General features: G+C 60.7%; 10 protein-coding genes. 9 read left to right on the forward strand and 1 reads right to left on the reverse strand.

The window, feature by feature from the left end; translation table 11 throughout:
- Positions 1-87 precede the first annotated feature (87 nt).
- Positions 88-708 (reverse strand): TetR/AcrR family transcriptional regulator, encoded by a 621-nt coding sequence (locus tag CEC48_RS29805; RefSeq protein ID WP_003207828.1) that lies wholly within the window; start codon positions 706-708, stop codon positions 88-90.
- Between the two features lie 180 nt (positions 709-888).
- Here CEC48_RS29805 and copC point away from each other — a divergent pair, with 180 nt between their 5' ends.
- The 9 genes from copC (at position 889) to CEC48_RS29855 (ending at position 9,462) form a co-directional block, all read left to right on the forward strand.
- The gene (copC, locus tag CEC48_RS29810) at positions 889-1,254 is read left to right on the forward strand and encodes a copper homeostasis periplasmic binding protein CopC (RefSeq protein ID WP_088427094.1); all 366 of its coding nucleotides are present in this window, start codon (positions 889-891) and stop codon (positions 1,252-1,254) included.
- A 3-nt stretch (positions 1,255-1,257) separates the two neighbouring features.
- Positions 1,258-2,115, forward strand: coding sequence for a copper homeostasis membrane protein CopD (copD, locus tag CEC48_RS29815; RefSeq protein ID WP_088427095.1), 858 nt, complete (start codon positions 1,258-1,260; stop codon positions 2,113-2,115).
- 147 nt (positions 2,116-2,262) lie between these two features.
- Entirely contained in the window at positions 2,263-3,531 is a 1,269-nt protein-coding gene (locus CEC48_RS29820; protein WP_088427096.1) for an OprD family porin, read from the forward strand.
- Positions 3,532-3,763: 232 nt separating this feature from the next.
- Positions 3,764-4,585 (forward strand): NAD(P)-dependent oxidoreductase, encoded by an 822-nt coding sequence (locus CEC48_RS29825; RefSeq protein ID WP_088427097.1) that lies wholly within the window; start codon positions 3,764-3,766, stop codon positions 4,583-4,585.
- A gap of 30 nt (positions 4,586-4,615) precedes the next feature.
- Positions 4,616-5,491, forward strand: a complete 876-nt coding sequence (locus CEC48_RS29830; RefSeq protein ID WP_088427098.1) for an SMP-30/gluconolactonase/LRE family protein — start codon at positions 4,616-4,618, stop codon at positions 5,489-5,491.
- A gap of 51 nt (positions 5,492-5,542) precedes the next feature.
- Entirely contained in the window at positions 5,543-6,514 is a 972-nt protein-coding gene (locus CEC48_RS29835) for a TRAP transporter substrate-binding protein (RefSeq protein WP_088427099.1), read from the forward strand.
- 67 nt (positions 6,515-6,581) lie between these two features.
- Positions 6,582-7,109 (forward strand): TRAP transporter small permease, encoded by a 528-nt coding sequence (locus CEC48_RS29840; protein WP_088427100.1) that lies wholly within the window; start codon positions 6,582-6,584, stop codon positions 7,107-7,109.
- Positions 7,110-8,390 carry a TRAP transporter large permease gene (locus CEC48_RS29845; protein ID WP_088427101.1) on the forward strand — a complete coding sequence of 427 codons (1,281 nt, stop codon included), beginning with the start codon at positions 7,110-7,112 and terminating at the stop codon, positions 8,388-8,390. It begins immediately after the preceding gene.
- Positions 8,391-8,601: 211 nt separating this feature from the next.
- On the forward strand, positions 8,602-9,462 hold the full coding sequence (locus tag CEC48_RS29855; protein WP_088427103.1) for an aldose 1-epimerase: 861 nt from the start codon (positions 8,602-8,604) through the stop codon (positions 9,460-9,462).
- Positions 9,463-9,545: the final 83 nt, after the last annotated feature.

The raw sequence follows: 9,545 nt of genomic DNA on the forward strand, positions 1-9,545 counted from the left end.
GTGTGTCAGTCAACACATCCGGTGACTGAAACACCGCCTTCGCGAGCAAGCCCGCTCCCACAAAGGCTGGTACCAACACCACACACCTCAAGGCTCCAACCCAATCCCCCGCAAAATCACACTCGTCACTGTCTGCACTGCCCGCTCAAACTGCATATCCGACAACGGCTGATGATCATTCAGAATCTTCACCTGATGATCAAAGTCGGCATAGTGCTGGGTCGACGCCCAGATCATATACAGCAGGCTCGACGGCTCCACGGGCAGGATGCGTTTGTCCTCCACCCACTGGCGAATCTTCGCCTCTTTCATCTTGGCCCAGTCGTACAGGCTCACGTCCAGCGCCTCACCCAGGGTCGGCGCGCCGTGGATGATTTCGTTGGCCCAGACTTTCGAACCATAGGGCCGGCTGCGCGAGTGCTGCATCTTGGCGCGGATGTAGCTGCTGAGCACCACCCGCGGGTCGTCGAACATCTCGAAGCACAAGGCGTCCTGCTTCCACACCTCCAGCAGGTCGAACAACACCGCGCTGTAAAGCTCGCTCTTGGTGCTGAAGTAGTAATGCAGGTTGGAGCGCGGCAGTTGCACTTCTTCAGCGATGTCAGCCATGGCGGTGCTGCCATAGCCCTTCTCGGCGAAGACCTTTTCAGCCGCCAGCAGAATCTTTTCGACGTTGACCCGACGAATACCGATCTTGTGATTGCCCATAAGGGCTCCCTGACAACAACATGGCTTCAAGACTACCATCCGCTCTAAGTCGCGGCGACACGCCACTGTGAAACTTCGTACAAGCACCTTTCCCGTGGAAAGCGGATTGGTTAGCATCGCCACCCCCTTGTTGCACATGGCTTTACCGAACGACTGACTCTCACCTGAAGGTATTGAACAATGTTGATCAAGAAGACCCTCACCACCGTCGCCCTGCTGGCCTCCCTGCTCGGCGCTTCGGCCGCCTTTGCCCACGCCCACCTGAAAAGCTCCACGCCTGCTGCCGACAGCAGCGTCGCCGCGCCCAAGGACCTGCGGCTGACCTTCTCCGAAGGCGTCGAGGCGACCTTCACCAAGGTGTCCCTGAGCAAGGACGGCACTGAAGTCGCGATCAAAGGCCTGGAAACCCCGGACGCCGACAAAAAAGTATTGGTGGTAACACCGGCTGCGCCGCTGGCCGCCGGCAACTACAAAGTGGTGTGGAACGCCGTCTCGGTTGATACCCACAAGAGCAACGGTGAATACAGCTTCAAGGTCGGCCAATAATCCATGGCCACCCTGCTGGTGCTGTGCCGCTTCCTGCATTTCATCGTGGTGTTGTTGATGTTCGGGGCCTGCGTGTTCAGGCCCTGGCTGCTGGGCGCAGGACCGCAACCGCTGCTGGACCGCCAATTGTCGTGCATCACCCAAGGGTTGGCCTGGCTGGCACTGGTGTCGGGGGTGGCGTGGTTGCTGTTGATCAGCGCGAGCATGGCCGGTGTGGGGCTGGGCGCGCTGGAACTGTCGACCGTGCAGTTGGTGCTGGGTAAAACCTTCTTCGGTCAGGTCTGGACCTGGCACTTGGTGCTGAACGTGCTGCTGGTGCTTGGGCTTATGACACCGTGGAAGGCTGTGCGCCTGCCACTTTGCGCACTGCTGCTGGCGACGCTGGCACCCGTGGGCCATGGCGCCATGCTCAATGGCTTGGCCGGGCAATTGCTGATCCTCAATCAGGTGGTGCACCTGGTGTGTGTCGGCGCCTGGCTGGGCGGGCTGTTGTTGCTGGTGTTGATCCTCAGGCAATCGCCCCGCTACCCATTGGAGCCGATCCTCCAGCACTTCAGTGGCATCGGTTACGGCCTGGTGACGGGATTACTGGTGACCGGCCTGATCAATGTGCGGGTACTCACCGGGCAGTTCTGGCCAACGCCATTGTTCAGCGGGTTCGCCCTGATCCTGCTGATCAAGGTGTTGCTGGTGTTCGGCATGCTCGCACTGGCGCTGTTGAACCGCCTGCGAATCCATAACTGCGAGCAGCGACTGCCGGCATTGAAGGCCAGCGTGACGACAGAATGGTTACTAGGTGTTTCAGCGGTAGCCGCCGTTTCACTTCTTGGCACCTTGCCGCCCATGACTGTTGCTGGGTAAACCCTTTCCCCCTGACGCCCTTGACCATGGGTGTCATCGTATAACTTTCGATTGACAACCCCCGAAAACCTCGCAAATATCGCCTCCAATGTTGTACGACAACGTATAACAAAAAATAAAAACAACAAAAAACAAGGGAGCGTCACTGTGAGCCAACACGTCCGCCATTTCTCCTGCACCACCCGCTTCGCCGCCATCGGCTTGAGCAGCCTGGCCTTCACCCTCCCCATCACCGCCTCGGCAGAAGGCTTCATCGAAGACGCCAAAGCCACGCTCAACCTGCGTAACGCCTACTTCAACCGTAACTTCACCAACCCGGCTTATCCCCAGGGCAAGGCCGAAGAGTGGACGCAGAACTTCATCCTTGATGCCAAGTCCGGCTTCACTCAAGGCACCATCGGCTTCGGCCTCGATGTGCTGGGCCTGTACTCGCAAAAACTCGATGGAGGCAAAGGCACCGCCGGTACCCAACTGCTGCCGGTCGGCAGCGATGGCCGCCCCGCCGACAATTTCGGGCGCCTGGGTGTGGCGCTGAAAACCAAACTGTCGAACACCGAATTGAAAGTGGGCGAATGGATGCCGGTGCTGCCGATCCTGCGCTCCGACGACGGCCGCTCACTGCCACAAACCTTCCGTGGCGGCCAGGTCACCTCCAATGAAATCGCCGGCCTGACCCTCTACGGCGGCCAGTTCCGCGGCAACAGCCCGCGTAACGACGCGAGCATGGAGGACATGTTCCTCAACGGCAAAGCCGCGTTCACCTCCGACCGCTTCAACTTCGGCGGCGGCGAATACACCTTCAACGACAAACGCACCCAGGTGGGCGTGTGGTACGCCGAACTCAGCGACATCTACCAGCAACAGTATTTCAACCTCACCCACAGCCAGCCCGTGGGCGACTGGACCCTGGGCGCCAACCTCGGGTACTTCACCGGCAAGGAAGACGGCAAGGCCCTGGCCGGCGACCTCGACAACAAAACCGCGTTCGCCCTGCTCTCGGCCAAATACAAAGGCAACAGCTTCTATATCGGCCTGCAGAAACTCACCGGTGACAGCGCCTGGATGCGGGTCAATGGCACCAGCGGCGGCACCCTGGCCAACGACAGCTATAACGCCAGCTACGACAACGCCAAGGAAAAATCCTGGCAGGTGCGGCACGACTTCAACTTTGTGGTGCTGGGCATTCCGGGGCTGACCATGATGAACCGCTATATCAGCGGCGATAACGTGCACACCGGGGCGATCACCAATGGCAAGGAATGGGGCCGTGAGTCGGAACTGGCTTACACGGTGCAGAGCGGTGCGCTGAAGGACCTGAATGTGCGGTGGCGCAACGCGACGATGCGCCGGGACTTCAGTACCAATGAGTTTGATGAAAACCGGATATTCATCAGTTACCCGATTTCGTTGTTGTAGCTTCCAGAGCTGAACCGGGGTCCAACAGGCACAACAAAACCAGTGTGGGAGCGGGCTTGCTCGCGAAGGGGGAGTGTCAGTCAATGCACCTGTATCTGAGGCCACCGCTTTCGCGAGCAAGCCCGCTCCCACATTTGATCGGCGTCGTCAGCAAGGCCGTTGACAAGTGTAGGAAACCCTAACGATACTCCGATTTAGTCATACGACAACCTACAACAATAACGGGATCACCATGACCACCACAACCGCTCCTACCCCGTTCAACCGCCTGCTGCTCACCGGCGCCGCCGGTGGCCTGGGCAAAGTTCTGCGCGAACGCTTGCGCCCTTACGCCAAGGTGCTGCGCCTGTCGGACATCGCCAACATGGCCCCGGCCGCGGATGAGGGCGAAGAAGTGCTGCCTTGCGACCTCTCCGACAAACAAGCAGTGCACCACCTGGTGGAAGGCGTCGACGCGATCCTGCATTTCGGCGGCGTATCGGTGGAGCGTTCCTTCGAGGAAGTGCTGGGCGCGAACATCTGCGGGATCTTCCACATCTACGAAGCCGCCCGCCGCCACGGGGTCAAGCGGGTGATCTTCGCCAGCTCCAACCACGTGATCGGCTTCTACAAACAGGACGAAGCCCTCGACGCCCACTCCCCGCGTCGCCCGGACAGCTACTACGGCCTGTCCAAGTCCTACGGCGAGGACATGGCCAGTTTCTACTTCGACCGCTACGGCATCGAGACCGTCAGCATCCGCATCGGCTCCTCGTTCCCGGAACCGCAAAACCGCCGGATGATGCACACCTGGCTGAGCTTCGACGACCTCACCCAACTGCTCGAACGCGCGCTGTACACCCCGAACGTCGGCCACACCGTGGTCTACGGCATGTCGGATAACCTCAATGTGTGGTGGGACAACCGCTTCGCCGCGCACCTGGGCTTCGCCCCACGGGACACCTCCGAAGTGTTCCGCAAACAGGTGGAAGCCCAACCGCTGCCCGCCATCGACGACCCGGCGCGGGTGTACCAGGGCGGCGCGTTTTGTGCTGCCGGCCCGTTCGGTGACTGACCACAGACCAACCCAAGGGAATGAGTGGCCATGCAAGCAGAACTGATTGTCGACGCCCGCAACGCCGTGGGTGAATGCCCGGTGTGGGTGCCCGGGGAAAACGCCCTGTACTGGGTGGATATTCCCAACGGCGAACTGCAACGCTGGAGCGCCACCAGCGGCCAGGTGCAGGCCTGGAAAGCCCCGCAGATGCTCGCCTGCATCGCCCGCACCACTGCGGGCAATTGGGTCGCGGGCATGGAAACCGGTTTTTTCCAGCTCACACCCCACAACGACGGCAGGCTCGACACTGCGCCCCTGGCCAGCGTCGAGCACGCCCGCCCGGACATGCGCCTGAACGATGGCCGCTGTGATCGTCAGGGCCGGTTCTGGGCCGGCAGCATGGTGCTGAACATGGGCGCCAATGCCGCCGACGGTGCGCTGTACCGTTATGAGAGCGGCCAACCCGCCCACACCGCACTCAACGGTTTCATCACCCCCAACGGCCTGGCCTTCAGCCCCGACGGGCGCACGATGTACCTCTCGGATTCACACCCGCAGGTACAGCAGATCTGGGCCTTCGACTACGACATCGACAGCGGCACGCCGTCCAACCGCCGGCTGTTTGTGGACATGCATCAGTTTCTCGGCCGCCCTGACGGAGCGGCCATCGACGCCGAAGGTTGCTACTGGATCTGCGCCAACGATGCCGGGTTGATTCACCGCTTTACCCCCGACGGTCGCCTCGACCGCTCCCTGGCCGTGCCGGTAAAAAAACCCACCATGTGCGCCTTCGGTGGCAGCCGCCTGGACACCTTGTTCGTCACCTCGATTCGCGACGACCACAGCCCGCACTCCCTCGCCGGCGGCGTCTTCGCCCTCAATCCTGGCGTACAAGGAATGCCGGAACCCACCTTCATCCTCTAGCTGCATCGCTGTGCCTTGAACAAAACAATAACAAAACTGGAGAGACACCCCATGGACTTCAAACGCACCTTGCTCGCCGCTGCACTCCCATTCGCGTTCACCCTCAGCAGCGCCGCCCACGCGCTGGAAATCAAATTCGCCGACATCCACCCCGCCGGCTACCCAACCGTCGTCGCCGAAGAACAACTGGGTAAAACCCTGGTAGCCGAAAGCAAAGGCGGCCTGACCTTCAAGATGTTCCCCGGCGGCGTGCTGGGCTCGGAAAAGGAAGTGGTCGAACAGGCGCAGGTCGGCGCGATCCAGATGGCCCGGGTCAGCCTCGGCATCGTCGGGCCGGTGGTACCGGACGTGAACGTGTTCAACATGCCATTCGTATTCCGCGACCAGGTGCACATGCGCAAGGTCATCGACGGCGAGATTGGTGATGAGATCCTCGCCAAGATCACCGACTCCGAATTCAACCTGGTGGCACTGGCCTGGATGGACGGCGGCACGCGCAACATCTACACCAAGAAACCGGTGCGCAAGATCGAAGACCTCAAGGGCATGAAAATCCGCGTGCAGGGCAACCCGATCTTCATCGAAACCATCAACGCCATGGGCGGCAACGGCATTGCCATGGACACCGGCGAGATCTTCAGCGCCCTGCAAACCGGGGTGATCGACGGCGCGGAAAACAACCCGCCCACCCTGCTGGAACACAACCACTACCAGAACGCCAAGTTCTACAGCCTGACCGGGCACCTGATCTTGCCCGAGCCCATCGTGATGTCGAAAATCACCTGGAACAAGCTCACCCCCGAGCAACAGGTGCTGGTGAAAAATACCGCCAAGGCTGCGCAGGTTCAGGAGCGTGAGCTGTGGGACGCCAAGTCGGCCAGCAGTGAAGCCAAGCTCAAGGCCGCTGGCGTGGAGTTCATCGACATCGACAAAAAACCGTTCTATGAGGCCACTGCCTCGATTCGCGACAAGTACGGCGCACCTTATGCCGACCTGATCAAACGCATCGAAGCCGTCGAGTAACCCGCCCTCCCCTTATAGAAAAGGCCCGGCGCGGTCGGCATCGACGCGCCCGGTCACGGTGAACGCCATGAAGAATTTACTGCTGCGCATCAACGACCGCATTTACATGAGCTGCATCTGGGTCGCCGGCCTCGCCGTTCTGGGCGTCGCGCTGATCATCCCCTGGGGCATCTTCGCCCGCTACGTCCTCGGCACTGGCTCCAGCTGGCCGGAACCGACCGCCATCCTGTTGATGCTGGTGTTTACCTTTGTCGGCGCCGCCGCCAGTTACCGCGCCGGGGCGCACATGTCGGTGGCGATGGTCACCGACCGCCTGCCGCCCGGCCAACGCCGAGTCGTCAGCATCGTCTCGCAACTGCTGATGGGCACCATCTGCCTGTTCATGGCGATTTGGGGCACCAAGTTGTGCATCTCCACCTGGAACCAGTTCATGAGCGCCATGCCGACCTTGCGGGTGGGTATCACCTACATGCCGATCCCGATTGGCGGGCTGCTGACGCTGGTTTTTGTGGTGGAAAAACTCTTGCTCGGTGACCAGAGCAACCGTCGGGTCGTGCGGTTCGACCTGGTTGAAGAAAGTGAAGGGGCTGCCTGAATGGACGCGTTGATTCTGTTGGGCAGCTTTATCGCCTTGATCCTGATCGGCATGCCGGTGGCCTATGCCTTGGGGCTTTCTGCGCTGATTGGCGCGTGGTGGATCGACATTCCGTTCCAGGCCCTGATGATTCAGGTGGCCGGCGGGGTGAACAAGTTTTCGCTGATGGCGATTCCGTTCTTCGTGCTGGCCGGGGCGATCATGGCCGAGGGCGGCATGTCGCGCCGGCTGGTGGCGTTTGCCGGGGTACTGGTGGGCTTTGTGCGCGGTGGTTTGTCCCTGGTGAACATCATGGCCTCGACGTTTTTCGGGGCGATCTCCGGCTCGTCGGTGGCCGATACCGCGTCCGTGGGTTCGGTGCTGATTCCGGAAATGGAACGCCGTGGTTATCCCCGGGAATTCGCCACCGCCGTCACCGTGAGCGGCTCGGTGCAGGCGCTGCTGACGCCACCCAGCCACAACTCCGTGCTGTATTCCCTGGCGGCGGGCGGCACGGTATCGATTGCCTCGCTGTTCATGGCTGGCGTGGTACCAGGCCTGCTGATGAGCGCCTGCCTGATGGTGCTGTGCCTGATCTTCGCGAAAAAGCGCAACTACCCCAAGGGTGAAGTGATTCCGCTGAAACAGGCGCTGAAAATCTGCGGTGAGGCGCTGTGGGGCTTGATGGCGATGGTGATCATCCTCGGCGGGATTCTGTCGGGCATCTTTACCGCCACCGAGTCGGCGGCGATTGCGGTGTTGTGGGCGTTCTTCGTGACCATGTTCATCTACCGCGACTACAAGTGGAGCGAGCTGCCCAAGCTGATGCACCGCACGGTGCGCACCATTTCCATCGTGATGATCCTGATCGCGTTCGCTGCCAGCTTCGGCTACATCATGACCCTGATGCAGATCCCGGCGAAGATCACCACGATGTTCCTGACCCTGTCGGACAACCGCTATGTGATCCTGATGTGCATCAACGCCATGCTGCTGTTGCTGGGCACGGTGATGGACATGGCGCCGCTGATTTTGATCCTCACACCGATCCTGTTACCGGTAGTACTGGGTATCGGCGTCGACCCGGTGCACTTCGGCATGATCATGCTGGTGAACCTGGGGATCGGCCTGATCACCCCGCCGGTGGGCGCGGTGCTGTTTGTGGGGGCTGCGGTGGGCAAGGTCAGTATTGAGAAGACCGTGAAGGCACTGCTGCCGTTTTATGGCGTGCTGTTTTTGGTGCTGATGGCGGTGACCTACATTCCGGCGTTGTCGTTGTGGTTGCCTGGGTTGGTGTTATAACCCTCACACACTGAGAACCGCTTTTTGTGGTGGAGGGCGCTTGCTGTGGTGAGGGAGCTTGCTCCCGCTGGGCTGCGCAGCAGCCCTGAAACCTGACACCGCGTTCTTGCTGGATAACTGCGCCAGCTTTACTGGGGCTGCTTCGCGGCCCAACGGGAGCAAGCTCCCTCGCCACAGAAGCATCCATCATCCAATAGGTCTGCTGACACTCATGATGCTTGAACTCGAAGACAACCTAACCCACCTGACGCTGGCGCCAGCGTTGGGCGGGAGTATCGTCAACTGGACAGTGCGCAGCAGCGGCCAACCCTTGCTGCGCCACACCGATCAACAGGCGCTGGCCACCGGGCTGCCCGGCAAGCTGGCGTGTTTCCCGCTGGCGCCCTGGTCGAACCGGATTGCCGAAGGTGGCTTCGATACCCCGTCTGGGTGGTTGGCGCTTGAGCCCAACAGCCCGCTGGACCCATTGCCGATTCATGGCAGCGCCTGGCAACAGGCGTGGCAGGTGGTCAGTCAGGGTGCCGACGAAGTGGTGCTGCAACTGGACAGCGTCACACCGTTTGCGTATCGCGCCGAGCAGCGCTTTCAGTTGAAGGGTGGCAGGTTGAGCATCAGCCTGCGCGTCACGCACCTGGCGGAAAAAGCCGCGTGGCATGGGCTGGGCTTGCATCCGTATCTGCCGCGCAGGCCGGGCACGCAATTGCAGGCCAAGGCTTCGCAGGTGTGGATGAGTGATGAAACTAAACTGCCGACGGGCTTGGGTAATGTGCCCGTCGAGTGGGACTTTCAACAGCTAAAATCGTTGCCCGAGGCCCTGGTAGACAATGGCTTTTGCCAATGGGACGGGCACTGCGTCATCCAGCAGCCAGACCTTGGTTACTCGCTGGAATGCAAGGCCACCGGCAGCGACTACTACCTGCTGTATTGCCCGCCGGGGCTGGATTTTTTCTGCATCGAGCCGGTGAGCCATCCCGTGAATGCCCATCACCTGCCGGGCAGGCCGGGGCTGAAGCTGTTGGAGCAAGGCCAATCATTGGAGCTGGGGTTCAGCCTGCAATACAAACCCCTCTAACAACACAAAACCAATGTGGGAGCGGGCTTGCTCGCGAATGCGGTGTATCAGAAACACATTCAGTGACTGACACCCCGCATTCG

Origin of the sequence: Pseudomonas sp. K2I15 (assembly GCF_002204795.1) — a bacterium.
Lineage (GTDB): Bacteria > Pseudomonadota > Gammaproteobacteria > Pseudomonadales > Pseudomonadaceae > Aquipseudomonas.

Bases quoted from the DNA above. Each gene is read 5' to 3' on its own strand.
- CEC48_RS29830 (WP_088427098.1), top strand. From the start codon at position 4,616: ATGCAAGCAGAACTGATTGTCGACGCCCGCAACGCCGTGGGTGAATGC.
- copD (WP_088427095.1), top strand. From the start codon at position 1,258: ATGGCCACCCTGCTGGTGCTGTGCCGCTTCCTGCATTTCATCGTGGTG.
- CEC48_RS29825 (WP_088427097.1), top strand. From the start codon at position 3,764: ATGACCACCACAACCGCTCCTACCCCGTTCAACCGCCTGCTGCTCACC.
- CEC48_RS29805 (WP_003207828.1), bottom strand. From the start codon at position 708: ATGGGCAATCACAAGATCGGTATTCGTCGGGTCAACGTCGAAAAGATT.
- copC (WP_088427094.1), top strand. From the start codon at position 889: ATGTTGATCAAGAAGACCCTCACCACCGTCGCCCTGCTGGCCTCCCTG.
- CEC48_RS29845 (WP_088427101.1), top strand. From the start codon at position 7,110: ATGGACGCGTTGATTCTGTTGGGCAGCTTTATCGCCTTGATCCTGATC.
- CEC48_RS29855 (WP_088427103.1), top strand. From the start codon at position 8,602: ATGATGCTTGAACTCGAAGACAACCTAACCCACCTGACGCTGGCGCCA.
- CEC48_RS29835 (WP_088427099.1), top strand. From the start codon at position 5,543: ATGGACTTCAAACGCACCTTGCTCGCCGCTGCACTCCCATTCGCGTTC.
- CEC48_RS29840 (WP_088427100.1), top strand. From the start codon at position 6,582: ATGAAGAATTTACTGCTGCGCATCAACGACCGCATTTACATGAGCTGC.